The sequence below is a fragment of the Rufibacter radiotolerans genome, assembly GCF_001078055.1.
Classification (GTDB): Bacteria; Bacteroidota; Bacteroidia; order Cytophagales; family Hymenobacteraceae; genus Nibribacter; species Nibribacter radiotolerans.
Genome location: NZ_CP010777.1, coordinates 2,058,410 through 2,082,013, shown reverse-complemented (window position 1 = coordinate 2,082,013; position 23,604 = coordinate 2,058,410). Strand labels below are relative to the sequence as shown.

18 protein-coding genes are annotated in these 23,604 nt (G+C 47.9%); 5 read left to right on the top strand and 13 right to left on the bottom strand.

Annotated elements, in window-relative coordinates:
* Positions 1 to 63: 63 nt before the first annotated feature.
* The 3 genes from TH63_RS08685 to TH63_RS20300 all read right to left on the bottom strand — a co-directional run bounded on the left by TH63_RS08685 (position 64) and on the right by TH63_RS20300 (position 3,522).
* Complete coding sequence (locus TH63_RS08685; protein WP_197088660.1) at positions 64 to 1,320, bottom strand: ABC transporter permease; 1,257 nt, start codon at positions 1,318 to 1,320, stop codon at positions 64 to 66.
* Positions 1,321 to 1,443: 123 nt separating this feature from the next.
* Positions 1,444 to 3,012 (bottom strand): ABC transporter substrate-binding protein, encoded by a 1,569-nt coding sequence (locus TH63_RS08680; RefSeq protein ID WP_197088659.1) that lies wholly within the window; start codon positions 3,010 to 3,012, stop codon positions 1,444 to 1,446.
* 273 nt (positions 3,013 to 3,285) lie between these two features.
* Positions 3,286 to 3,522 (bottom strand): hypothetical protein, encoded by a 237-nt coding sequence (locus tag TH63_RS20300; RefSeq protein WP_156180495.1) that lies wholly within the window; start codon positions 3,520 to 3,522, stop codon positions 3,286 to 3,288.
* Between the two features lie 283 nt (positions 3,523 to 3,805).
* Here TH63_RS20300 and TH63_RS08675 point away from each other — a divergent pair, with 283 nt between their 5' ends.
* On the top strand, positions 3,806 to 5,287 hold the full coding sequence (locus TH63_RS08675; protein ID WP_048920604.1) for a hypothetical protein: 1,482 nt from the start codon (positions 3,806 to 3,808) through the stop codon (positions 5,285 to 5,287).
* A 95-nt stretch (positions 5,288 to 5,382) separates the two neighbouring features.
* On the opposite strand, the gene TH63_RS08670 is transcribed toward TH63_RS08675, so the two are convergent.
* From TH63_RS08670 to TH63_RS08655, 4 genes are all read right to left on the bottom strand, one after another.
* Positions 5,383 to 8,058 (bottom strand): TonB-dependent receptor, encoded by a 2,676-nt coding sequence (locus tag TH63_RS08670; protein WP_082161604.1) that lies wholly within the window; start codon positions 8,056 to 8,058, stop codon positions 5,383 to 5,385.
* A 490-nt stretch (positions 8,059 to 8,548) separates the two neighbouring features.
* Complete coding sequence (locus tag TH63_RS08665) at positions 8,549 to 9,283, bottom strand: head GIN domain-containing protein (protein WP_048920602.1); 735 nt, start codon at positions 9,281 to 9,283, stop codon at positions 8,549 to 8,551.
* 36 nt (positions 9,284 to 9,319) lie between these two features.
* Entirely contained in the window at positions 9,320 to 10,369 is a 1,050-nt protein-coding gene (locus TH63_RS08660; RefSeq protein WP_048920601.1) for a FecR family protein, read from the bottom strand.
* 56 nt (positions 10,370 to 10,425) lie between these two features.
* The gene (locus tag TH63_RS08655) at positions 10,426 to 11,037 is read right to left on the bottom strand and encodes an RNA polymerase sigma-70 factor (protein ID WP_053093766.1); all 612 of its coding nucleotides are present in this window, start codon (positions 11,035 to 11,037) and stop codon (positions 10,426 to 10,428) included.
* Between the two features lie 148 nt (positions 11,038 to 11,185).
* On the opposite strand from TH63_RS08655, the gene TH63_RS08650 reads away from it, so the two are divergent.
* A complete protein-coding gene (locus TH63_RS08650) occupies positions 11,186 to 12,499 on the top strand; it encodes an MFS transporter (RefSeq protein WP_048920600.1) in 1,314 nt (437 codons plus the stop codon).
* A 94-nt stretch (positions 12,500 to 12,593) separates the two neighbouring features.
* Here the strand turns inward: TH63_RS08650 and TH63_RS08645 are convergent, their stop codons facing one another.
* Both TH63_RS08645 and TH63_RS08640 read right to left on the bottom strand, forming a co-directional pair.
* Entirely contained in the window at positions 12,594 to 14,246 is a 1,653-nt protein-coding gene (locus tag TH63_RS08645; RefSeq protein ID WP_048920599.1) for an amidohydrolase, read from the bottom strand.
* On the bottom strand, positions 14,239 to 15,009 hold the full coding sequence (locus TH63_RS08640) for an AMP nucleosidase (RefSeq protein ID WP_048920598.1): 771 nt from the start codon (positions 15,007 to 15,009) through the stop codon (positions 14,239 to 14,241). The genes TH63_RS08645 and TH63_RS08640 overlap by 8 nt, the downstream gene beginning before the upstream one ends.
* 76 nt (positions 15,010 to 15,085) lie before the next feature.
* Here TH63_RS08640 and TH63_RS08635 point away from each other — a divergent pair, with 76 nt between their 5' ends.
* Positions 15,086 to 15,553 (top strand): type I restriction enzyme HsdR N-terminal domain-containing protein, encoded by a 468-nt coding sequence (locus TH63_RS08635; RefSeq protein WP_048920597.1) that lies wholly within the window; start codon positions 15,086 to 15,088, stop codon positions 15,551 to 15,553.
* A 119-nt stretch (positions 15,554 to 15,672) separates the two neighbouring features.
* Here TH63_RS08635 and ald read toward each other — a convergent pair whose 3' ends face one another.
* Both ald and TH63_RS08625 read right to left on the bottom strand, forming a co-directional pair.
* A complete protein-coding gene (gene ald / locus TH63_RS08630) occupies positions 15,673 to 16,788 on the bottom strand; it encodes an alanine dehydrogenase (protein ID WP_048920596.1) in 1,116 nt (371 codons plus the stop codon).
* Positions 16,789 to 16,997: 209 nt separating this feature from the next.
* Positions 16,998 to 17,780: a DUF1573 domain-containing protein gene (locus tag TH63_RS08625; protein WP_048920595.1), complete on the bottom strand. Its 783-nt coding sequence runs from the start codon at positions 17,778 to 17,780 to the stop codon at positions 16,998 to 17,000.
* A gap of 197 nt (positions 17,781 to 17,977) precedes the next feature.
* Here TH63_RS08625 and TH63_RS08620 point away from each other — a divergent pair, with 197 nt between their 5' ends.
* Complete coding sequence (locus TH63_RS08620; protein ID WP_048920594.1) at positions 17,978 to 20,389, top strand: alpha-ketoacid dehydrogenase subunit alpha/beta; 2,412 nt, start codon at positions 17,978 to 17,980, stop codon at positions 20,387 to 20,389.
* A 78-nt stretch (positions 20,390 to 20,467) separates the two neighbouring features.
* On the opposite strand, the gene TH63_RS08615 is transcribed toward TH63_RS08620, so the two are convergent.
* The gene (locus TH63_RS08615) at positions 20,468 to 21,028 is read right to left on the bottom strand and encodes a hypothetical protein (protein WP_156180493.1); all 561 of its coding nucleotides are present in this window, start codon (positions 21,026 to 21,028) and stop codon (positions 20,468 to 20,470) included.
* 77 nt (positions 21,029 to 21,105) lie between these two features.
* On the opposite strand from TH63_RS08615, the gene TH63_RS08610 reads away from it, so the two are divergent.
* On the top strand, positions 21,106 to 22,098 hold the full coding sequence (locus tag TH63_RS08610; protein WP_048920592.1) for an acyl-CoA synthetase family protein: 993 nt from the start codon (positions 21,106 to 21,108) through the stop codon (positions 22,096 to 22,098).
* Positions 22,099 to 22,190: 92 nt separating this feature from the next.
* On the opposite strand, the gene TH63_RS08605 is transcribed toward TH63_RS08610, so the two are convergent.
* The gene (locus TH63_RS08605; RefSeq protein WP_048920591.1) at positions 22,191 to 23,345 is read right to left on the bottom strand and encodes a sigma-54-dependent transcriptional regulator; all 1,155 of its coding nucleotides are present in this window, start codon (positions 23,343 to 23,345) and stop codon (positions 22,191 to 22,193) included.
* Positions 23,346 to 23,604 lie beyond the last annotated feature (259 nt).

Genomic DNA, 23,604 nt, shown 5'->3' with positions numbered 1-23,604 from the left:
ACCAGAGCACAGCCCAGTTGACTTTATCGGCTGAAAATGGTTGTAGTAGTGCCCTGGCCGCCATCATGCGTTCTGGGAGATGTTCATTCGGGGGTCAATGAGGGCTAATAGATTGTCCATTACCCAAATAACCACCACCCTAAATAAGAGAAAGAATAGCGTCAGGCCAATCAATACCGGGAAGTCAGCGGAAAGGATGGATTTGGTTAACAGGCTCCCCAGGCCTGGCAAAGAGAAAGTAGTCTCTATAATGAGTACCCCAGCCATTAAGCCAATGATCACCTCACTCAAGATGGTAAAAGAGGCTACCATTGCGTTGGGAAGGGCATGAACTTGAATTGCCTTTTTGTAGGTTAAACCTTTGGCCAGGGCGGTTTTGAGGTAAAGCTTGTTCATCTGATCCTTCAGGCTGCGATGAAACTGTAACGTAATATGGGGAAGGATGAGTAAGACAATACAAAGCCCACCAAGTAGAATGGAAGGTTGGGTCCAGAGCTGTAAAAGAGATTCATCTCCTTGGTTTTCCCCAAATATATTCCCCGAAGAATAGCCTGCCAGGTAGAGAGCCAAGCCATACAAGCCCAACGCAATCAAAAAGCCTGGAATACTGTCCAGGAAATATAAAATCAGATGCGAAGTCTTAGTAAAGGTACTGTGCGGGTGCAGGGTGAAATAAAGCCCCGCAAAGTAAGTGGTAATAAGCCCCACTACCAGCCCTAAAATGGCAATGGCAAAAGAGATGAGAGCGGCATCACCAATTTTATTTATAACAGGTTCGTAATCCTGATTTGAAGCCCCCAAATCTCCTTTCAACAGTTTTTTAAGCCAAAGATAGTAGGCATTTTCTGCCCCGTTCCAATTTAATTGGGGTAAATAATAGTGTAAGGGAGCTTCTGCTGCCTGGAGGTTTTTCCAGGCATTGGTAATAGTATAACCTTGCGGGCAAGGAGACGAGGACAGTAGATTCAGTACCTTCTGCTCCTGGTTTTCCCTGTTCTCAAGCCTTTCGCTGTTTACCCAAGTTTGTAATTCCTTAAAAACCTCTTGTCTGTTTTTTTCAGGGACAGAAGGAAGCCACGCTTGCCAGGCGGTATAGAAGGCTATAGCTGCATTTACTCCTTTCCAAAGTACGGCTTGCTCAACCCAGGGGCGGTCTGCTGGCAGAGCCTTTATGTGGGTTGCTTGTTGCCTTCCTTGTAACACCATGCCCACGTAAAAAAGAGGCAGGTGGAGTCCTGTCCTTTTTTGGTAATCAGCCGTGATGCTGGATTGGGTGGCGGCATCAGGTAAGCCATAGGTAGCTACATCAGCATCCTGCATCCCTCTGGGTTTATAGGTAGAGGGCAGCAGCCTGCTCAAGATAAACACCATAGAGGCCATAAGCCAGAGCGTAGCCACCAACTGTAACAGCTGCCTGAGGGGGCGAATGGGGGCCATGCCGTCTTACTTCTTAAAGGTAAATTTGGTCAGGTCATAGCCCGGTTTTAAAGAGGAAACCACCGCGGCGTCAATCCTTTTAGAAACGGCTATTTTGTTCTGCAGAAAGTAAAGGAAAACCCAATTGCTCTGTTCCTGCATCTCCTGCTGGAGTTTTTTGAGAAGCACCGCTTTTTGCTCTGTGCCTTCCTCGCTGGCAATATTTTCCAGCAATTGGTCCGTTTCAGGCGTCCCAAAACCAGTTACATTAGAACCTCCTTCCACTTTATTAGAGGTATGTAAAAGAGGGATAAGGTTATAGGAAAAAGGATTTCCGGAAAGGGTTCTGAAAAACAGATCAAACTGTTTGGTGTCTAACCTTTCCCGTATTTGGCTACTCTCTAGCGCCTGTATGGTCACCGGAACGCCAATAGCCTGTGCATTTTGCTTTAAAAGAATAGCCAGGTGCTCAAAATCAGAATTGCCGGCTCTATGGATGACTTCTAACTCCAATTTCTGCCTTTGATTAGCTATGGTCTTGTGCCACCCTTCTGATGTTTTCACCCACCCAGCTTGCCCTAATAACTGAGAGGCTTTTTTCAAGTCATAGGTAACGGGAGATAGTCCTTTATTATAATACTGTTTCTCTTCAGGATGAACCAACCCAACCGAAGGAGTAGCGTAGCCCCCCTGAAGGGAGTTTATAATTTGCGGCACGTTGAATATATGGGAAATAGCCTGGCGCGTGTGTTTGTCTTGAAGGTAAGGTTTGTCACCGTTCATCCCTAGAAAGACCAGATCAAAGGAAGAAGGGGATGAAAAGGTGAATTTGTTCTGATACTTTTCATTCTTTTTCATTTCCTGGAAGGCAACAAGGGGCATGTCATCCAGCAGATCTAATTGGCCTGCTTTTAAGGCCATGATTGCGGCCGCGTTATCTGGAATGATCTGGAAAACAATTTTGCCTGGAGTAGCCCGTAAAATCTCAGCCTCTTTAGCTACCTGGTCCCCCCACCAGCCTTGCTTTTTATCCAAGACAACCGTCTGGCCGTTTCTCCAGGATTTTAGTTTGTAAGGACCGCTTCCTCTCACCCAGGCAGTATCCCTGGCAAACTGTGGTTGGTTTAAAAAGGCAGCATATGTTTTAAAAGTTGACGTAGAGGCCAAGGAATCAAACTTTTGCCGGATGGTATGAAAGGGTATGTTGGACAGCAAACCTTTAGGGTCAAATCTATGCGCAGGCAACACAAAGAAATCACCGGTCATAAGCCGCATTTCTGGAGTATAGCCACGGCAAACCAACGTAAAAGAGGCAGAGTCACCGGGCTGAATGATGATATCTTTAATAAAATTGAATTGAGCCCGCCACCGTTCATTGTCCAGCAATGGGCTATGTAGTAGTTTTAGAGAGAAAGCTACATCTGAGGCGGTGACCGCCGTTCCATTGTCCCATTTGGCCTGGGGACGAAGCTTGAAGGTAAAATAAGAAAGGGAATCGTCCCGACGGACGGTAGGGAGCCCTCCAGCTAGCAGCGGTTGGATGGATTTATCCCTTAGGTCAATGGTCAAAAGGCTTTGGTAGATCAGGTTTAACACCTGAAGCGCAGGTGCATTCCCATAACTTAAAGGGTGTAAGGATTCTGGGTCCTGAGAGAACCTTACCCTAATGCTGGCTTCCTTGGTAGGGGAAGAGCAGGAAAGAAGCCAGATAAAAAAAAAGCTAAGGCTCTTTGCGCAGTAGTTTTTCATAAGGAGCATAAAGTTCAGGCGAACGCCTTGCTCAATATTACGAAACTTGCCTCAATTAGCCTTAGCCAAAAAATATTGAAAGGAGAATTTTTAATTCTCTTCTTATACTTCTAAATTTTTCTAGTCTCTTGTATCCCAGGTTCCAGATCCACCATAGCCGGTTTCACCACCGCTTGTACCTGTCCCAGTGTCAGTACTTGTGCTTCCGTCAGTAGTAGAAGTAGTAGTACTAGTTGTTCCAGTTGAAGTAGTAGAAAAAGTAGTAGTGGTAGTGGATTCTTTTTTATCCTTTTGTTCTACAGTTCCACCATTTAAAAGGGCAAGTTGCAGTAGCAGAGAAAGAAGTAAATCTAGCATGGCTTAGTTGAATTAAAGTATACTGCAAATATAAAGGCCCATAAGGGCGTGATAAAGGAAAGAATTGCTGAATACGTAACTATAACTATATTTATAAAAAATATAAATAATTAAATTTTAATTGGTAATATTTTAATGATAGTGTATGTTTAATGAGTAAAATTTAATCAAATTTTAATAATAAGTAACATGCTTGGGTATGTCATTAAGATTTATTATTTCCTTAGCATTCTGATTAAATTTTAGACGGCCAATTTATGAAAAAATATTACTCTGAAAGAAAATGGATGAATTAAAAAAGCTAATTCAAATTATTGAAAAAAGAACTGGAAAAGCTTCGCAAATTTTTACAAATAAGTCAAAGGAGAAACGATTATACCAAGAAATAGTTTCTGGGAATGTAGTTGATGACCAAACAGCCTATTCTATTCTTTACACAAAAGGGGAAGATGTAAGCGGTTTGAAAATGATCAAATCACGTTTAAGGAAGAAGCTAATGAACCAGCTTTTTTTCTTAGATGAAAATAATAACGGGAAAGTGTCTCCGCATTCAGTGGAGCAGAATTGCCTTGCAAAGTTCTACCAAGCCAGGGTGTTCATAGATTCAGGGGCAAATGACCTGGCCCTGCCAATCCTAAAAAAGATTTTATCCAAATCTATAGAGTATGACTTTAATTATATCTCTTCGTTATGTTTAAGGTCTATTTTACAGTCCTATGTAAACATAAATGAGCGGAGTTTATTTTATAAAGTATTACAGCAATTAAAGAATGTGACCGGAAAATTAGAAGCAGATCAGGAATCTGAAATGCTTTTTATGATAGCCAATATAGAATTAAGCCATTCAGTAGCTGCCAGAAAAAACTATTTACTTCAAATTGATGAAGTGCTTGGAAAGATGGAGCAAATATGGTGTCAGGCTCAAACTTTTGAAACATTTAATAATTACTACCGATTATCTATCTGGCTTCATGAACTTACTGGTAATTTTAGTGAGATTGTATTAATTACCAATCAATCAAGTCAATTAATTCAGGATAACCCGATTATTTCAAGGCGGTTTGATGAACGGTTTAACCAGTTTATCCAGGTTTATGCCCATTTGAGATCTAAAAAGCTGGAGGAAGGGTTAGAATTAGCCAATACCTATTTATCTTCCTTTAACCCGGCTAGCAATAACTGGTTTGCCTTCATGGAGAATTATACCCTCCTGGCCATTCATGCCAGAAAATACCTTTTGGGCCATGGCTTGTTGCAACAAGTTCAAAATAACCCATTTATAAAAAAGATTAACCGGCTGGCCCAGGAGAGGTGGTCTCTTTTTGAGGCATATCTTCATTACGTGGCCCCGCAGCAAGACCAACCGTTTAAGTGGCAGGCATTGGTGCAGAATGCCCCTACATATAGCAAAGACAAAGAAGGCTTTAACGTAGCCATTCTTATTCTTCAGGTAATGTATTACCTAGACATCGCAGATCATGAGGCGCTGGAGTACCGGGTAGAATCCCTGAAAAAATATGCCCAAAACCACTTTAAAGACACATTCAGTGAACGCAGCCGGGCCTTCTTTAAGTTGCTGACGGTGATGGTAAGGTCTGACTTTGACCCCGTGGTAACGCACAAAAAAGGGTTGTACCTCTATCAGAAATTACAGCGTACCACGCCTCCTGGAGATGCCTACGCAGAGATAGAAATAATTCCGTATGAACACCTTTGGGAATTGGTTTTGCAACGGTTGCAGGTAGCTAAACCGGTTAGAAAATAATTGGCAGGTAAAAAACATTATGGGGAAAAACTACTTTTGAAAGGGTAATATCTGAGGCTAATAAAGATGATTTGTTTTAGGTATAGTCATTTAAATTAAAACTGAATTCTATACCCTAGATAGGGATAAATACCTAACTGGTAATACTTTTTAGCTTTATTTTCTTCTAAATCCCATCCGTAGTATAATTCATTTCTGCTGTTTAAGAAATTATCTGCGGCAGCATAAATCCAATGGGTGGTTTTAAGGGTATTTAGCTGGTAAGAAAAGCGAATGTCTGCCCTGAAATAATTCTTTAATTGGGGTAAGTAGGCGTTCTTGACATCAAAATAAATCTTATCAGTTGGTTCATTGATAGTTCTCTCCTCATCTATCGGAATTATCCTTCTTCCTCCTGTGTAATTTACCCGCAGATCCAAGGAAAGATGGTGGCGTTTTTCAAGATCCAGATCAATTTCCTTCCCCACTAATAAATTGGAGATAAACCCAACGCTGAAGGTGGTTGGCCTTATCTTTCCGTCTCCGCCGGCATACCGTGACTGCAGCAGGGTAAGGTTTCCTAAGGCGTAGAATCCGTTTTTAGGGAAACGCTCCAGAGTCAGTTCCAGGCCGTAGTTGCGGCCCGTTCCTTTGCTAACCACACTGTCAACGGTAACAAATGTGTAGTCAGTGCCCAGGTTCAGCATGGAAAATGCCTCTTCGCCCTCTCTTTTACTTACCGGTACTTTATGGTGGTATTGGAAATAGGTTTCCGCTTTAAAGCGTAGGTCTGGGTTGATTTTATAGTTATAGCCAAGCACCACCTGTTTGCTTCGGGTAAAATCCAGTTTGTTGTAGGGTTGGTTGAACTCAGCGGTCTCCTGAGAGAAGAACCGGTATTCATAGTATACCAGCGGTTGCGTCTGGCTCTGCATACCGCCGGAAAGGAAAAGACGGTGGGCATCTGTGATAAAAAAATCCAGTGAAAGGCGGGGCTCCACAGAAAGCCTTTTCCCAATGGAGAACCTCTGTGAATAAAGGCCTGCCTGCAGATCAAAGCGCGGCGAAAGATTGTATTTCCCTAAAATGTACCCTTGCCATAAGGAGGCCGATCCCTGGGCATCCAAAGGAATCTCATACACGTCCCTCAGGTCCTGGTACATGATCTCCTGGTTATTGTAATACATCTTCTGCCAGGTAAGCCCGCTTTTGAAAAGGAGTTTGTGGTTGGGTTTATGGGTGAGGTTGAATTTGGTGATAAGCTGTTGCTCGTAATTGCGGAGGTAATAGAAAAGCCGTTTCTGCAGGTTGCGGAAGGTGGCATTGCTGGTAGCCTCTACCTGACTTCCGGAGGTGGACACTATTACCTCTGTAACGGTTTTGGGGAACAGTGAATAGGTGTGGTGCAGTCCAAAGGCGTACATCTGGTTATTCAAGGTAGGTTCCAGCCGGTACCTTACCTTCCCCCAAGTGGTAGTGTCCTTGTCTATGTCATAGATGGTCACGTTGCTGCTTCCTGCAATTCCCCAGGCCGCAAATTTTCCGGCCTTTGGCGTAGGGAGAACCAATTTAAAGGCGCCATCCTGGAAGCGAGGCAACCCTTCATACCCAATGTCCACGCCCAGCTTCTCAAGGGGTCTGAAGGTAAATAGCCGTATGCTGCCCAAGAAAGAGCCGCCCCATTTTTTCACCAGGGGTCCTTCAGTAACCATTTCCAAGCCATTCAGGCCAAGTTGTAAGGTGTTCTCAATCTTTTTGCTGTTCCCCTCCCGTAACCGTACATCCATGACGGCCCCAATGCGGTTGCCGTATTCCGCGGGGAAGGCCCCGGTCAGGAAATCTGAATTTGCCAGAAGGTTATTGTTGAGTAGACTAAACGCGCCTCCGGTATTAGGGGTGAAGGTGAAATGGTTGGGGTTAGGAATTTCCACGCCTTCCAGCCTCCAGAGAACCCCCAAGGGAGAGTTGCCTCGCACGATCAAATCGTTTCTCTGGTCTGAGGCGCTGGAAACCCCAGCGTAGTTGGCGGCCATACGGCTGGGGTCTTGCCGGGAGCCGGCAAACCTATTGATCTCATCGGTCCGGAGGGTATGCACGCTGGAGGAAATCAATAGGTTTTGGGGCAGATCTTTGTCGCGTTCGGCCACCACCAGCACTTCGGCCTCTTCAATGGTGCTCCCTTCCAGCATAATGGTTACCACGGTTTCCTTACCAGAAACTACCAGAATATTGGCCGTCTCATTATCCAGGTAACCTAAATAGGTGGCCCTGATTTTATGCCTGCCAATAGGCACTTTTTCAAATACAAAGGAACCGTCTACTCCGGTGCTAATGGCTCTTTCCGGCTCTGTGGAGGTGAGAATGACAGTAGCCCCAATCAAGGGTTTATTCAGCCCCGCATCCACTATTTTCCCCCGCAAGGTTTGCGTGTAGGCAGATAGGGATAAGGTTTTTTGGGTGCCGGGCCTTGATTTTAAAACTACCTGGTCGCCAATGATCTGGTACGTGAGGCCTGCACATTCACATAGCAACTGCAGCGCCTTTTTTAAAGGCAGGCCAGAGGCTTGGCAGGTAAGGGGAGTGGAAAGGATAACCTGGGTGTTGCTAAAAGAGAAATTAAGCGAGTACCTTGTTTCAAGATCCTTTAATGCCTGTTCCAGGGTTTGGTTTTGGTAGTGAAAGCTCACTACCGTTCCCTTCTGAAACGTCTGAGCCTGTGCACTTCTGGTAAAGAAGAACATGAGGCAAACGAACAGCAGGGTAGAAGTGAACTTTGGCAAAGCCCCAGACATGAGTTTTTAATGCCGCTAGGTGGCAAAATATGACTTCGCTAAGTTCAGAATTTCAGGAATAGTAAAAAAATTGAACAGGAAATTAATATGGGAGAAGCCAAACATGAATAAAGCAATCCTGAAGAAAAAAGTAAAACCGTAACCGGAGGACAATTTATATGGATTCGTTTTAAGCCTGTTTTTTGAAAAATGGACCTAAAACGGGATGGAGTTAATTTCTCGGCTTAGACTTCCTTTTGGCAGATCCTATAAGATTCAAGTTGTCCTGGAAGCCTTGGCTGGTTTTTTTGTATCTATAAACCTGTTTTGGGCCTGTTTTTGAGAAAACAGGCCCAAAATGCAAATCTAAATTAAGCTCGCCTCATTTAATAGGATGGCTCTTAATAAGAGATTAGGAGATAAGTGGTTCAGGAAATTTAAATGCTAAATAAAGTAAAACAAGAAAGGCAGCCTTATAGCTGCCTTTCTTGTTTATAATGGGAAATGAGGTTTAGTTATCATTCACCACCTTTCCGGAGCTGGTGGAATAGGTGATGAGGGTGGTGGGGTGGCCACGGTAGTAAATGTTGCCTGTGCCGGTAGTGGTGGCATCCAGGTAATTATTGGCCCACACCTGCTGGTAGCCTGAACTGGTGAGCATGATTTTACCAGTATCTGCTTTCATGAAATACCCTTTCACTCTGCCTGCTCCGCTAACGGTGCTTTCCAGGCTGTTGGCGGTGCCATCCAAAAAGATATCTCCGGAACCGGAATGCAACAAGCTCAGACGGGCAATGTTACCCGAATACCTCAAACAACCTGACCCAGAAATACTTAACCTGAGTTTTTTAGAAGATGGAACTGCCTGGACGGTTACATCTGCTGAGCTCTTCAGTTCTACATTCTCCAGGTCTGGCAATTTTATCTCAATAGTGGTTTCACTGTTGGTATACTCCAGGCAGGACTGCGACCTGATGACCAGGGTAGTGCCATTTACCTCTGTGATAATTTCCGGCAACAGGTTGGAAAAACCTTTAATAGAAACTCCCTGGGTAGGGCCGGGGGAGATAAGTATGTTGCCGGGCAGACGCATGTCCACGCCTTTAAAGACCGGAACATCGCGGGTTTCCGTTTTGGTGGTGCCTTTCCCTTCCAGGCAAGGGCCATTGCCTAAAATGTCACAGGAAGTAAAAACTCCGGCCAAACTAAGGACCAGGAGGAAAACGGGGAAGGATTTTAAATACATGGTAAAAGTGGAAAGGCTCAATGGCGGCCAACCCTGTTATTGGCAGCCTGAGCCTTCAAAGGTAAATGATTTGTTTCCTGTCTTTACTAGTTTTGAGTCTGAGGTAGCCGCCACCACCTGTAAGATTTCCTGCAGGTCAGGTTGGTCAAAGGTGCCGGTAAAGGTGCATTGCCGCAATTTCTGGTTAGGGATTTGAATGGTCACATTAAAATACTCTTCCAACTGGGAGGCTACATTTGCCAGGGTATTGCCTTTAAAGGCCAATGCTCTCCAGGTAGGAGCCGAGGCCGAAGTGGTTTCTGTTTTGGCAATCTGGCCCTCCTTGGTAAGCACGCCTGTGAACCCGGGTGTAAGGACCACTTGCTTTTGAGTTTTCAAGGAAGAGAAACCAACTTTACCGGTAACAACGGCTACTTTTATTTCCTGCTCACTAACCAGGGCACGCACGTTAAAAGAGGTGCCTAACACCTTGGTTTGAGCGGTGCCGCTCACCACCACAAATGGTTGGCTGGGGTTTCTTTTTACCTCAAAAAAACCTTCCCCGGATAATTCTACCTTCCGCTCAGCGCCCATAAAGGCGGCCTGGTACCGCAGCGTGGAGTTGGCGTTTAAGGTTACCTGGCTGCTGTCTGGCAGATAAAACATCTTTCTTTCCCCAGATACAGTGGCTACTTGAAGCCATTGAGGGGAAGTGTTCAATTGCAGATAGGCTACCCAGGCCAAACCGGCGGCCAACACCAGGGCGGCGGCATATTTATATAAGGTGTTCCAGGCAAACATCGGGCGCACCACGGTTTCTGCAGGGACTGTAGTCGCATTAGCCACAGGCGCTGTCGCTTTAAAGTCTGCTTTACCACAGAAAGAGGACCAGGCGTTCTCCAGGTTTGGGGTAAAGGAATCACTCTGCTCGGTGCCTACCTCTTCCCAAACGGCAAGGGCTTTTACCCATTGCTGCGTATGGGCCTCGTCTTCGTTCAACCAGGCAGAAAACTCCTGTTGCTCTTCCCCTGACAGCTCTCCCCGTAGGGCTTTAGCCATTAAAACCCATTCTGGGTTCTCTTGGGTGTCTTGTAATAAGTATGCCATGTTGTCTATTAGACAGTTAAAGAAGGAGTAACCCCTATGTCTACTTAAAGAAATAGTTAAATTAAGATATTTGTTTTAATGACCTCTGCTAAACCCATTGAAACTGAGAAACCTAATAATAAGGAGAGAAGCAGTTCGCGCAGAATCCTGAGGGCTTTTCCCATTTGGTTTTCCACCGTTTTAGGGGAAAGGTCCAGGGAATCTGCTATCTCTTTGTAGGTTAGCTCCTCAAACCTACTCATTTCAAAAATCACCCGGCATTGCGGGGGCAGCGTACCCAAAGCGGTCTGAATACGGGTTTCCATCTCCTTGCCCTCCATCAACTGCATGGTGGTGTTCACAGAATAAGAAACTTCAAACGCCGAGGTGTCTTCAGATAGTACTAATCTTTTTTGTTTCTCCAGGTAGTTGAGTGCTTGGTTGGTGACAGAACGCACCAAATAGGCTTTAAAAGAGGAGGTGATTTCCAGGGTCTCTCTGTTCTGCCAGATTTTACAGAACACTTCCTGTACCAGGTCCTCGGCTGCGTCAGGGTCTTTGGTAAAACGCACAGCAGTCCGGCAGAGTAGGGTGTAGTACTGCCTGAACAGGGTTTCCATGAACCGCGCCTCATCTGTTTTGAGCAGGAGTTGAAGCTCCTGGTCCTGGGTATGTAAAATTGTACCCATAAAAGTCTGATTAAGTGTTATGCAAAGATAAAAGAACCGCAACGTCATCCTAAGTTTCCAACTTAAAATGAGAACCAATCACTTATATGTGCGTTCTTTTGCTTAACTAGAAGCTAAAATGCACCATTCTTTACAATGGTACCCTCCTATGATTCCATCTGATCCAAAAAACAACCCGAAGGTAATGCGTGCCTGGTGTTTCTATGACTGGGCAAACTCTGTTTATTCCCTGGTCATTACCACCGCTATATTTCCTATCTATTACGTAGCGCTCACCCGAAAGGAGAATACGGACATGGTCAGTTTCTTCGGGTATGACATCTCTGCCTCGGTGTTGTACAGTTACGCCTTAACGGGCGCCTTCCTCACCATTGCGTTCTTGAGCCCTATCCTTACGGCTATCGCCGATTACGGGGGGAACAAGAAGGCCTTTATGCGCTTTTTCTGCTATATGGGCTCCCTGGCCTGTATGGGGCTTTTTTTTTTCACGGAGCAAACTTTCTCGCTGTCTGTGTTGCTGTTTATGATTGCAGCCATTGGCTACAGCGGTAGTATTGTGTTTTACAATGCCTATCTGCCAGAAATAGCCACCGAGGAGAATTTTGACAAGCTAAGTGCCCGAGGATTTTCACTGGGGTATATTGGCAGTATGATTCTGCTGATTGTTTCCCTGGTGCTGGTGCTAAAGGCAGATTGGTTTGGGATTGAGGATTCCTCGCTACCGGCCAGGATCTCCTTTCTGATGACCGGTCTGTGGTGGTTTGGGTTCTCCCAGTATTCCTTCGCTTATCTGCCCAGCAACCCCTACCACAAGAAGCCAGAAGGCAGTTATTTATTGAACGGCTTTAAAGAACTGGGCAAGGTGTTCAGGATGCTGAAGGAATTGCCTCTGCTGAAGCGATTCCTGATGGCTTTCTTCTTCTATAACATGGGGGTGCAGACAGTAATGTACGTAGCCTCCTTGTTCGGGTCAAAAGAGCTGATGTTGCCAGACAATGCCCTTATTACGGTGTTGTTGATCATTCAAGCCGTGGCCATTGCCGGGGCCTATTTCTTTGCCTGGTTCTCGGGAAGGGTAGGCAACACCATGGCGCTGATGTGGGCGGTCTTGGTTTGGGTAGGCATTACCATTGGGGCCTATTTCGTGACCACCGGGAATCAGTATTACTTACTGGCGGTAGTGGTAGGTGCGGTTATGGGTGGGGTGCAGGCCTTGTCTCGGTCTACTTACAGCAAACTTCTCCCTGAAACCACCGACCATGCCTCTTTCTTTAGCTTCTATGACATCTGTGACAAGGTAGGACTGGCGCTGGGTACGCTTTCTTTCGGGATCACGGAGCAGATCTTTGGCTCTATGCGCAACAGTATCTTAACGTTGCTGGTGTTCTTTGTGATAGGTTTAGCGCTATTGTTTTCCATTAGAACGCGCAAGCTGTCGCCCATGGTAGCCCAAGCCGCTTAAACCAACGAACTTTATTAAACAGAAAAGGCTCCCGGCAATGCGCCGGGAGCCTTTTCTGTTTTGGGGCCGTTTTACCGAAAACAGGCGTAAAACGCTAATTGCGGCTGTACATCTTTTTCCCGCCTAAATAAGTGGAAAGCACTTTCACATTTCTAATGGCTTCCGGCTTAATGGTCATGATATCCTGGTCCAGAATAACGAAGTCGGCCATTTTGCCGGGCTCAATACTGCCTTTAACCTTCTCCTCAAAGTTGGCGTAGGCGGCCCAAATAGTGGTTCCTTTTAAGGCTTCTTCGCGGCTCAAGGCATTCTCCATCTGGAAGCCCCCAATCGGGTAGTTCTTAGCATCTTGTCTGGCAACCGCTGAGTGAAACCCATACAACGGGTTGATGTGCTCCACCGGGAAATCTGACCCTAACGGAATCATGTTGTTTTGCTGCAACAAGGCCTTGAAAGCATAGGCATGTTTTACCCGGTCCATGCCCAGGCGTTCACCGGCCCAGTACATATCTGAGGTGGCGTGGGTAGGCTGCACCGAGGGCAGGATACTGAATTTTCCGAACAGTGGCACATCCGTTGGGTTTACCACCTGGGCATGCTCCACGCGCCAGCGGCGGTCGTTCTTGCCCTTCAGGTTGTCTCCGTAAATCTGCAGGATCAACCGGTTGGCAGAGTCTCCAATAGCATGGGTGTTCATCTGGAAGTTGTGCTCGTACATCTGGGCTGCCAGGTCCTTGTATTCCTGCACCGTCTCTAACAGAAAACCGCTTTCAGTGGGTCGGTCAGAATAGGGGTGAATCAGGCAGGCTCCTCTTGAGCCAAGGGCGCCGTCACCGTATACTTTAAAGGAGCGCACGTTCAGCTTATTTGTGGTGTACGGGCCTGTCTTAAAGTAATGGTCCTTGTTTTCCTGGCTGGGAGTAAGCATGGCGTAAACCCGCAGGTTCAGCTCGCCTTTCTTTTGCAGGGAATCTATCAGGTTAACGGCGTATTTGGATAGGCCCGCGTCCACTACCGTGGTAAGGCCTACCTCAAATATGTTCTGCTCAGCTTTTTTCAAGGCCCGGGTTAGCTCGGCGGCGGAAGGCGCCGGGATTTTAGCTACTACCTGGTCGGCAGCTTTGTCTACCAGAATACCCGTCAGTTTCCCGTTTTTAACTTCCACTTTGCCCCCGGTAATGGTGGTTTGTGGGGTTACCCCTCCCAGATCCAGGGCTTTTTGGTTCGCCAGGGAGGCGTGGCCGTCTACCCGCTCAATAATAACCGGAAGGTTTGGGAACAATTGGTCTAGCGTGTCCTTGGTGGGGAATTGCTTTACCTGCCAATCGTTCTGGTCCCAGCCGCGGCCGGTGAGCCAGGCAGCCTGCGGGTTGTTTTTCTGATGCGCCTGTAACCGCTGCACTACCTCGGCAAAGGAAGTGGTGCCGGTTAGGTCTGCCTCCCGTTGGTTGCCTGCATACCCATAGAAGTGGGCATGCGCGTCAATCAGGCCGGGGTACACCGGCTTGCCATGGGCGTCAACCTCTTCAGCGGCCTGGTATTTCTTGCGTAGGGCCTCTGAGGAGCCTACTTCCAGAATCTTGCCTTCTTTCACGGCAAACGCCTGGGCTTTATCAAACCCTTCGTTTACCGTGTAGACCGTGGCGTTGTACACCAACAAATCGGCCTTTTGGCCTTGCTGGCAGGCGCTGAACAGGGAAAGGCACAGAAGGGCGGAGACGCCCAGGGGAGCCACTCTTTTAATCATAGCGTAGGTGTTTCACAGATTCACCAGAGTCACGCAGTTCCAGCAAAGAGTCAATGCCTATCTGCAAGTGTTTGGTAACATAGTCTGCGGTGATGCGCAAGTCGCTTTCGGCGGTTTTCACGCCGTCTGGGGTCATGGGGTTATCAGACACCAACAACAGGGCGCCGTGCGGAATCTCGTTTATGAACCCAACCACAAAGATGGTGGCGGTTTCCATGTCTACCCCCAGCGCCCTGATGGACAGCAGGTATTCCTTAAACTCTTCGTCATGCTCCCACACCCGGCGGTTGGTGGTATACACGGTCCCGGTCCAGTAATCCAGCTCGTGCTTCTTGATCATGGAGGAAACGGCGCGCTGCAGGCGGAAGGAGGGAAGGGCCGGGATTTCTGGTGGCAGGTAATCATCTGAGGTACCTTCACCCCTGATTGCCGCGATGGGCAGGATCAGGTCACCCAACTTGGATTTCTTCAGTCCGCCGCATTTACCCAGGAACAGCGCAGCCTTAGGCTTTACCGCTGACAGCAGGTCCATCACGGTAGCCGCCATGGCGCTTCCCATCCCGAAGTTGATGATGGTGATATTCTCCGCGGTAGCGGTTTGCATGGGCTTATCGGTTCCCTTTATCTCCACGCCAAACTGGTCAGCAAACATGACCACGTAATTGATGAAGTTGGTGAGCAGGATATATTCGCCGAACTCATTTAATGGCCTGCCCGTGTACCGGGGGAGCCAGTTCTCTACAATCTCTTTTTTTGTTTTCATAGTCTTGGTTTCATTCTAATTTAAGAAAAACGGCCCATAAACGGAAGCTGTGCGGGCAACTTTGTACATTTGAGGTATGGAACCGCTTTCTTTGCCTGCTTATTCTTACAAACTTAAGGATTCTGGAGGGAATACTTATATTCTGGACCTGGTACGGCGCAAATATGTGCTCCTGACCCCAGAGGAATGGGTACGACAGCACATCATCCATTTGTTATACGCCCATCTATACTACCCTTTATCTCTCATGAGCGTGGAGCGGGGCACCAAATTCAACAAGCTGCAGAAGCGCACCGATTTACGGGTTTATTCGTCTGAGGGAGCCCCCTTACTGCTAGTGGAGTGCAAGGCCGCGCATGTGCCCATTTCCCAGGCCACAGTACAACAGGTAGCCGTTTACAACCAATCCATTGCGGCGCCCTACCTCATGGTGAGCAACGGCCGCGACCATTTCTGCTGGCATGTGGCGCCTGGCACCACCCAGGTCACGCCGCTGTCGTTTTTGCCCTCTTTTCCGGAAATCAGCCCTAAAACGGATTTTTAGGAAAAGGCTCCTCCTTCAAAAACTTGCCCAGCTGATTATCCCTACCTTTTTATAAATACAAAAGGCGCTTCCCGCATAACAGGAAGCGCCTTTCGGTTGCTTAGACAGGAGAATCTTGCTTACGCCAGAACTTCGGCTACGTCTGTCAAAGGCAGGTTGAAGGCTTCGGCAACGCCAGGATACACTACCTTACCGTTTACCACGTTCAGTCCAAGTCTCAGCTCGTCACGCTCCAGGCATGCTTGTTTCCAGCCTTTGTTGGCCAAAAGCAGGGCATACGGAAGGGTGGCGTTAGTCAAGGCAAGTGTAGAGGTATAAGGAACCGCGCCCGGCATGTTGGCCACGCAGTAGTGAACTACGTCATCAATGATGAAGGTTGGGTTCTCATGGGTGGTAGGCTTGCAGGTTTCAATGCAACCTCCCTGGTCAACGGCCACGTCCACTAAAACCGTACCTGGGCGCATGTCTTTCAGCATGTCACGGGTGATCAGGTTAGGAGCTTTCGCGCCCGGGATCAGGACGGCCCCAATGATCAGATCAGAGGTTTTGATAGCTTCCTTGATGTTGTAATGGTTGGAAACTTGGGTGTTTACGTTGGCCGGCATGATGTCATCCAACTCGCGCAGACGCTTCAAGCTGATGTCCATAATGGTGACGTTGGCGCCTAAGCCCGCAGAAATCTTAGCGGCCTGGGTTCCTACGATACCGCCTCCCAGAACCAACACGTTGGCTGGCTTCACACCGGGTACGCCGCCTAACAGAATACCACGGCCTTTCAAAGGCTTCTCTAAATATTTGGCACCTTCTTGGGGAGCCATTCTACCGGCCACTTCGCTCATAGGAATAAGCAACGGCAGGGAACGGTCTTTCAATTCAACAGTCTCGTAGGCAAGGCAGGTGGCTTTGCGCTCAATCATGGCGTGCGTAAGCGGCTCATAAGAGGCAAAGTGGAAATACGTAAACAATAACTGGCCTTCTTTGATGAGCGAGTATTCCTGCTCAATGGGCTCCTTCACTTTTACAATCATTTCGGCAATGGCGTACACTTCCTCAATGGTGGGTAGGATGGAAGCGCCAGCGCTCACATATTCCGCATCCGGGAAACCGCTTCCATCACCGGCAGTTGCCTGCACATAGACGGTATGACCGTTTTTTACAAATTCCGCTACGCCACCTGGGGTAAGGGCTACGCGGTTCTCGTTGTTTTTTATCTCCTTAGGAAGACCAATAATCATTGTAGTACTTTTTATAAGGTGGTGAAAAAGTGCTCAAATATACATCAACCTGCTAGTATTTTAGCAATGAACAGGTTGATTAAATTAACGTTTGTTTGGGAATTGCCATTTATAAGCCGTTTTTCTCAAAACAGGCCCAAAACAGAAAGGCATAAAAAAAGGCAGCAACTTAGTTACTGCCATTAGTACAAAATAAAACTATGAAAAATCTATTTAAAGGGCACGCTGGCCTTTTGAAGCTTTACGGTGTTTTGTTTGGCTAGACTTTCTACCACTTTGGCCTTTAAGGTAAGGGTGGCAGAAGCGCCGGTAATGTCATTTGAGAGAAGGGTTACTTGCTCTATTCTATCCTGCAACACCTGAGGGCTGTAAATAAGTTCCAACTTTGCAGATTGTCCTGCCTTAACCACAGAAGGGCTGGCCTTGTAAGCTACGCAATTGCAGGCCGTCTGGATTCCGGTGATCTTAAGATCGCTTTTGCCGGTGTTTTTAAGGGTGAATTTAGCGGTGGCTTTCTGGCCTTTTTCCAATTTACCGAAATCATAGGAAGAGCTGGTCAATTGGATTTTTGGAGAGCTGGCAATTTCCTGGGCACTGGCAGCAGGGGTGGCGGCCTTGTCTACCACGGTTCCTTTAATGAAAAGGGTTTGGGTATCTGGCGTACCGTTAGAGGTAACAGTTAACGATTTGGTGAAAACGCCAGGACGACCGGCACTGTTATAGCCGGCTTTCACGATTCCGGTTTTACCGGGTAAGATGGCTTCTTTGGTCCATTCAGGAGTGGTACATCCGCAGGAGGCCTGCACATGAGAGATGATAACCGGCTGGTTTCCGGTGTTTTTTACTTTGAACTCGTAAGAAGCCACAGGGCCCTCTGCAATGTTTCCAAAGTCATGGGTGTCTTTTTCAAAGGTCAGCACTCCTTGTGCCGAAACGGCTCCTTGGCTCAGCACCACCAATGCCAGCGCCAGAAATAGATAGATCTTTTTCATAATTTTTAAGGTTTGTCTTCTGTTTTTGTGTCGTTTAAAGGCCCGTTAAGGGTAAAAACAAAATTAAGGAAAATTAGTTCTCTCGCCTATAGAATAAGTACCCATTCTTGCTATACGAGAGAAGCAGATTTGAAAATGGGCTAAAACTTGATTAGTTTTGGTTTTAAAAAGCCATTTCAGAACTTATAAGATAACGCATGCAAACCGTTGAGCGGATTAATCAGCTTTCCCTTACCAAAGAAGAGATGTTGCAGGACTATCGCATTGCCTGCGAGAGTCGTCAGGCCAGCCTTGCCGGCCGCAAAGAGGTGTTCATGGGTAAAGCCAAGTTCGGTATTTTTGGAGACGGCAAAGAGGTGGCACAGTTGGCCATGGCCAGGTTTTTCAAGGCCGGAGACTTCCGTTCAGGCTATTACCGTGACCAGACCTTCATGCTGGCCATTGGCCAGTTAACCGTGCAGCAGTTCTTTGCCCAGTTGTATGCCCATACAGACGTGGAGCAGGAGCCTTCTACCGCCGGACGCAGCATGACGGGGCACTTTGGAACCCGCCTTCTGGATGAGGAAGGAAAATGGAAGCCGCAAACCACCAGCAAAAACTCTACCGCAGATATATCGCCTACCGGCGCTCAGATGCCCCGCTTAGTGGGCCTGGCCTATGCCTCTAAGCTTTACAGAGAGAACCCGGACCTGCACCCCTTCACTGATTTCTCCATCAACGGAAACGAGATCGCCTTTGGCACCATAGGCAACGCTTCAACTTCTGAAGGGGTTTTCTTTGAGGCCATCAATGCCGCTGGCGTGCTACAGGTGCCTATGCTGGTTTCTGTGTGGGATGATGGCTACGGTATTTCGGTGCCGGCCAAATACCAGACTACCAAAAGCAGCATCTCTGAGATTCTGGCTGGTTTCCAGCGCAATGAGCCCGGAGGACAGGGCTATGAGATCTTTAAAGTAAAAGGCTGGGATTACGCCGCACTGTGCGAGGTGTACAATGTAGCTACTCAAGTCTGCCGCGAGCAGCATGTACCGGTTCTGGTCCACGTGGAAGAAATGACTCAGCCCCAGGGCCACTCCACCTCCGGGTCACATGAGCGCTATAAGTCAAAAGAGCGCCTGGCCTGGGAAGAAGAGTATGACTGCATTAAGCAGATGCGCAACTGGTTGATTGAAAACGAGTACGCCACGCACGCCGAGCTGAACCAAATTGAAGCTGAGGCAAAAGAAGCCGTTAAGGAAGCCCGTACCGCCGCCTGGAAATCCTTCACCGAAGGCATGGAGCAGGACCATAACCAATGCCTGGTGCTGCTGGAAAAGCTGTCTGAGAGCATGGACCAAAACGCATCGGCCATCATCACCATCAAGGAAGAGCTTTCCAAAACCATCAACCCTTTAAGGTCAGACGCGCTCAAGGCTGCCAGAAAAGCGTTAAGGGTTGCCCGCAACGAGAAGAGCGGGGCCAAACGCGACCTGGTGAAATGGCTGGAAACCGTGCAAGGCGAAAACGCTGAGCGCTACAACTCCTTCCTCTATAGCCAGTCTGATGAATCTGCCTTAGTAGCGGAGGAAGTGCTGGCAGATTACCAGGAAGACAGCCCGGTAGTGGACGGTCGTGAAGTATTGCAGGCCTGCTTTGATGCAGCCCTTGCACGTGAGCCCCGGTTATTCGCCATTGGCGAAGACGTTGGAAAGATTGGCGATGTGAACCAGGCCTTTGCCGGCTTGCAAGATAAATACGGAGAGCTACGGGTAACCGACACCGGGATCAGGGAGTGTACTATTATCGGCCAGGGGATAGGAGCCTCTTTGCGCGGTCTACGGCCTATTGCAGAGATCCAGTACCTGGACTATCTGTTGTATGCCATCCAGATCTTAAGTGATGACGTGGCCAGCCTGCAGTACCGCACCAAAGGCGGCCAGAAGGCCCCCTTGATCGTACGTACCCGCGGGCACCGCCTGGAAGGCGTATGGCATTCAGGCTCTCCTATGGGCATGATCCTGAACAGCCTGAGAGGTATGCATGTCTTAGTACCCCGTAACATGACCCAGGCGGCCGGGTTCTACAACCTGCTGCTAAAATCTGATGAGCCTGCTCTGGTGGTGGAGTGTCTGAACGGCTACCGCTTGAAAGAGCGTATGCCGGCCAATATTGGGGAGTTCACCGTTCCTTTAGGCCAGCCAGAAATATTAAGAACCGGAACAGATATCACCATTGTGACCTACGGGTCTATGTGCCGGGTAGTATTAGAGGCCGCCGAGCAGTTGCAAGCAGTTGGTATCTCTGCAGAAGTGATTGATGTGCAGACGCTTTTGCCGTTTGACTTAAATCATTCCATTGCAGATTCTCTGCGGAAAACCAACCGGGTGCTCTTCACGGATGAGGACGTTTCTGGAGGTGCCACCGCGTTTATGTTGCAGCGTGTGATTGATGAGCAGGAGGCCTGGAGATTCCTGGATTCTAAGCCGGCTACTTTATCAGCGCACGACCACCGCCCATCTTACTCTACCGACGGAGACTATTTCTCCAAGCCAAACGCAGATGACGTGTTTGAAACCGTGTATGCCATGATGCGGGAATCAAACCCTGAGGCTTTCCCTTCGCTTTTTTAAGATAAGCCTTGCTATAAAAGGAATCGGCCCGTTCAACTGAACGGGCCGATTCCTTTTATATGATTCTGGACGAAGGTCTTACTGCTTGGAAAACACAATGACTTCTGAAGAGGTAACGGTGAGGCTTTCGTGCAAGGCCCGGTCTACAATCTTGGCATCAAACCGAAGGGTGTCACCCCGTTTAATGGGGCTGTTGCGGTCTTCATAGATACGGTCCAGGCTGTACCTGATGTCGCCCTCCAGCGGTTCCTGGCGGCCATCAATAGACACCCTGGGGAACCTACCCGGAAGGGTATAGGGCACGCCGTTCACCTGTAGCTGCAGAAACTTTCCGTTTACCTTTTTATAAACATTCACAAAAATGTTGTGGAAGTAGGGTTGATTAGGCGCAAATTGCCCTTTTATATCCTCTGGGTACTCCGTTTCAGACAATCCCAGGTCCCCGTCCCCATCCTGAAACCGCACCACCAGAATGAGGGAATCATAGGTTATATTGGTAGGGGTGCGGAGGGTGTGCTGTTCCAGCCCCCTGAAAATCAGGTTAGGGGTAGATTCAAAATCAGGCTCGTTGTAACAGGCCGTCAAGCCCAATGATCCAGCCAGGAAGGCTAATCCTAGAAGAAGTCTGTTTCTTTTCATGGTGTAATTAACTGCACCTAAGGTACAAATTCTAACGCGTACCTGTTTACTTTGTTATATTATTTAGCCGTAGCCACATGGGATTTACCAATGACTTCAAAAAAAAGCTGCCAAGCCTGGCCCCGCAGGACTTTGAAGCGGCTTACTTGGCCTTGTTCCGGTTTCAGGCACAGCACAATACGGTTTATAGTAGCTATATCTCCCACCTGGGTAAATCAATTTCAGATATTCATAAAGTCACCCAAATTCCTTTCCTGCCCATAGAGTTTTTCAAAACCCATACCGTGGTTTCCTATGAGTTTACGCCCGAGGTAATCTTTAAAAGCAGCGGAACCACATTGCAGCAGCGCAGCCAACATTTGGTAGCCGATGCCCAATTTTACCAAACGCACGCGCAGCAGTTATTTGAGAAGGAGTATGGTCCATTGGCGGGGAGTGTGGTCTTGGCATTGCTGCCGTCCTATCTGGAGCAAGGTGAATCCTCGTTGGTCCTAATGATTGACCATTTTATCAAAGCCACCGGCCAGACCCAGCCTGGGTTTTACCTCAGAAACCACGCAGAACTCATCACCGCCGTGCGGCAGGCTAAAAGCGAAGGCAAAAATGCCTTTCTTTTTGGCGTTACCTATGCGCTGCTAGACCTGGCAGAAGAACTGGCAGCACCTGAATTTGGGGGCGTAACCATTTTTGAGACCGGCGGCATGAAAGGGCGTCGCCGCGAAATGGTGCGGGAAGAGCTGCACGGACTATTAACCCAGGCGTTTGGGGTGGAAACCATTCACTCTGAATACGGAATGACGGAACTCTTATCTCAGGCCTATTCCCCCGGAAAAGGGATTTTCTACCCTTCCAGCACCTTGCGGGTGTTGATCCGGGAGGTAAATGATCCTTTCAATGTCACAGACAAGGCAGGTTCCGGTGGGGTGAATGTAATAGACTTGGCCAACGTAGATTCCTGTGCCTTTATAGAGACCAAAGATCTGGGCAAACTGTATGAAGACGGTTCCTTTGAAATCCTAGGCCGCTTTGACAACGCCGATATCAGAGGGTGCAACTTGTTAGTAGGCTAGCGTTGTGAGCCTGTTTTAGCCAAAACAGCCCTAAAACAGAAACAGGACTTTCTCTTATGAAAGTCCTGTTTCTGCCTTTTAAAGATTAGATTTTACTTGGCGTAAAGTTTCGCATCTTCCTCCGTGATGGTTTCCTCGCTCATGATCACCAGGCGTTCTACCACATTACGCAGTTCCCGCACGTTTCCGCGCCAGTCCAAGCCTTGCAAATAAGTCAGGGCCTCAGGAGTGATCTTCTTAGGTTTGTTGCCATAGTCCCGGGCCACGTCATCCAGGAACTTCTCCACCAGATCAGGGATATCTTCGCGGCGTTCATTCAAAGGTGGTACATGGATCAGGATCACGCTCAGGCGGTGGTATAAATCCTCCCTAAAGTGCTTGGACTCAATCTCTTCCAGCAGGTTTTTGTTGGTGGCCGCTATCACGCGCACATCAACCGTAATGTCTTTGTCGCCGCCCACGCGGGTAATTTTATGCTCCTGCAGGGCGCGCAACACCTTGGCTTGCGCCGAAAGGCTCATGTCGCCAATTTCATCCAGGAAAAGGGTGCCGCCGTTGGCCTGCTCAAACTTGCCAATGCGCTGCTTTACCGCCGAGGTGAACGATCCTTTCTCATGCCCGAACAATTCGCTTTCTATCAGCTCACTGGGAATAGCAGCGCAGTTCACTTCTACTAACGGCCCTTGGGCGCGGCTACTGTGTTCGTGCAGGGAGCGGGCCACCAGTTCTTTCCCCGCTCCGTTAGGGCCGGTGATCAAGACGCGGGCATCAGTGGGAGCAACCTTGGCAATGGCAGATTTCACCTTGCTCAGGGCAGGGGAGGAGCCCACCATCTCATAGGTCTTGGATATCTTCTTTTTAAGGGTCTTGGTTTCGGTGACCAGTGTGGCTTTGTCCAGGGCATTGCGCACAGAAACCAGCAAACGGTTCAGGTCAGGGGGCTTTACCAGGAAATCATAGGCGCCTTTTTTGGTGGCTTCCACGGCGGTGTCAATGGTACCGTGTGCGGAGATCATGATGAAGGGGGTGTCCGGGGCCAGGACCTGGGCGCGTTCCAGCACCTCCATGCCATCCATCTTGGGCATTTTTATATCGCAGAGCACCACGTCATACTTGCTTTTTTGTAAAAGCTCAATTCCGCGCTCCCCGTCTTCGGCCTCATCTACCGTATAGCTTTCATACTCCAGGATTTCTTTAAGCGTGTAGCGAATGCTACGTTCATCATCTATGATCAGAATCTTAGGCATGGGTGTCTTATTTACTGTGCGAACGGCTAAAGTTCGTGAATTATTTCCGAGGCATACGCGGGAAATAGGAAGGAAGATGTTTTTAGCCTGTTTTTATGAAAATAGGGCAAAACTAGAGGAATGCTTTTAGATATAGGTAAAAAGGAGGAGGACTTAGGTGACTTGGATAAAGCATTCTTTCCTATGTAGGAACTGTAGAAGATTGTACCTTATAAATGGCAATAAATGTAAAGAATACGCTTAAATTTATAGGAGATTC

Coding starts and splice junctions, on each gene's coding strand:
- TH63_RS08655 (WP_053093766.1), bottom strand. CDS start 11,037: ATGGGTACAATTTTACATACCCAGGACCAGGAGCTTCAACTCCTGCTC.
- TH63_RS08615 (WP_156180493.1), bottom strand. CDS start 21,028: ATGAAAAGAAACAGACTTCTTCTAGGATTAGCCTTCCTGGCTGGATCA.
- TH63_RS08665 (WP_048920602.1), bottom strand. CDS start 9,283: ATGTATTTAAAATCCTTCCCCGTTTTCCTCCTGGTCCTTAGTTTGGCC.
- TH63_RS08650 (WP_048920600.1), top strand. CDS start 11,186: ATGATTCCATCTGATCCAAAAAACAACCCGAAGGTAATGCGTGCCTGG.
- TH63_RS08635 (WP_048920597.1), top strand. CDS start 15,086: ATGGAACCGCTTTCTTTGCCTGCTTATTCTTACAAACTTAAGGATTCT.
- TH63_RS08660 (WP_048920601.1), bottom strand. CDS start 10,369: ATGGCATACTTATTACAAGACACCCAAGAGAACCCAGAATGGGTTTTA.
- TH63_RS08640 (WP_048920598.1), bottom strand. CDS start 15,009: ATGAAAACAAAAAAAGAGATTGTAGAGAACTGGCTCCCCCGGTACACG.
- TH63_RS20300 (WP_156180495.1), bottom strand. CDS start 3,522: ATGCTAGATTTACTTCTTTCTCTGCTACTGCAACTTGCCCTTTTAAAT.
- TH63_RS08620 (WP_048920594.1), top strand. CDS start 17,978: ATGCAAACCGTTGAGCGGATTAATCAGCTTTCCCTTACCAAAGAAGAG.
- TH63_RS08675 (WP_048920604.1), top strand. CDS start 3,806: ATGGATGAATTAAAAAAGCTAATTCAAATTATTGAAAAAAGAACTGGA.
- ald (WP_048920596.1), bottom strand. CDS start 16,788: ATGATTATTGGTCTTCCTAAGGAGATAAAAAACAACGAGAACCGCGTA.
- TH63_RS08605 (WP_048920591.1), bottom strand. CDS start 23,345: ATGCCTAAGATTCTGATCATAGATGATGAACGTAGCATTCGCTACACG.
- TH63_RS08670 (WP_082161604.1), bottom strand. CDS start 8,058: ATGTCTGGGGCTTTGCCAAAGTTCACTTCTACCCTGCTGTTCGTTTGC.
- TH63_RS08645 (WP_048920599.1), bottom strand. CDS start 14,246: ATGATTAAAAGAGTGGCTCCCCTGGGCGTCTCCGCCCTTCTGTGCCTT.
- TH63_RS08685 (WP_197088660.1), bottom strand. CDS start 1,320: ATGCAGGATGCTGATGTAGCTACCTATGGCTTACCTGATGCCGCCACC.
- TH63_RS08625 (WP_048920595.1), bottom strand. CDS start 17,780: ATGAAAAAGATCTATCTATTTCTGGCGCTGGCATTGGTGGTGCTGAGC.
- TH63_RS08610 (WP_048920592.1), top strand. CDS start 21,106: ATGGGATTTACCAATGACTTCAAAAAAAAGCTGCCAAGCCTGGCCCCG.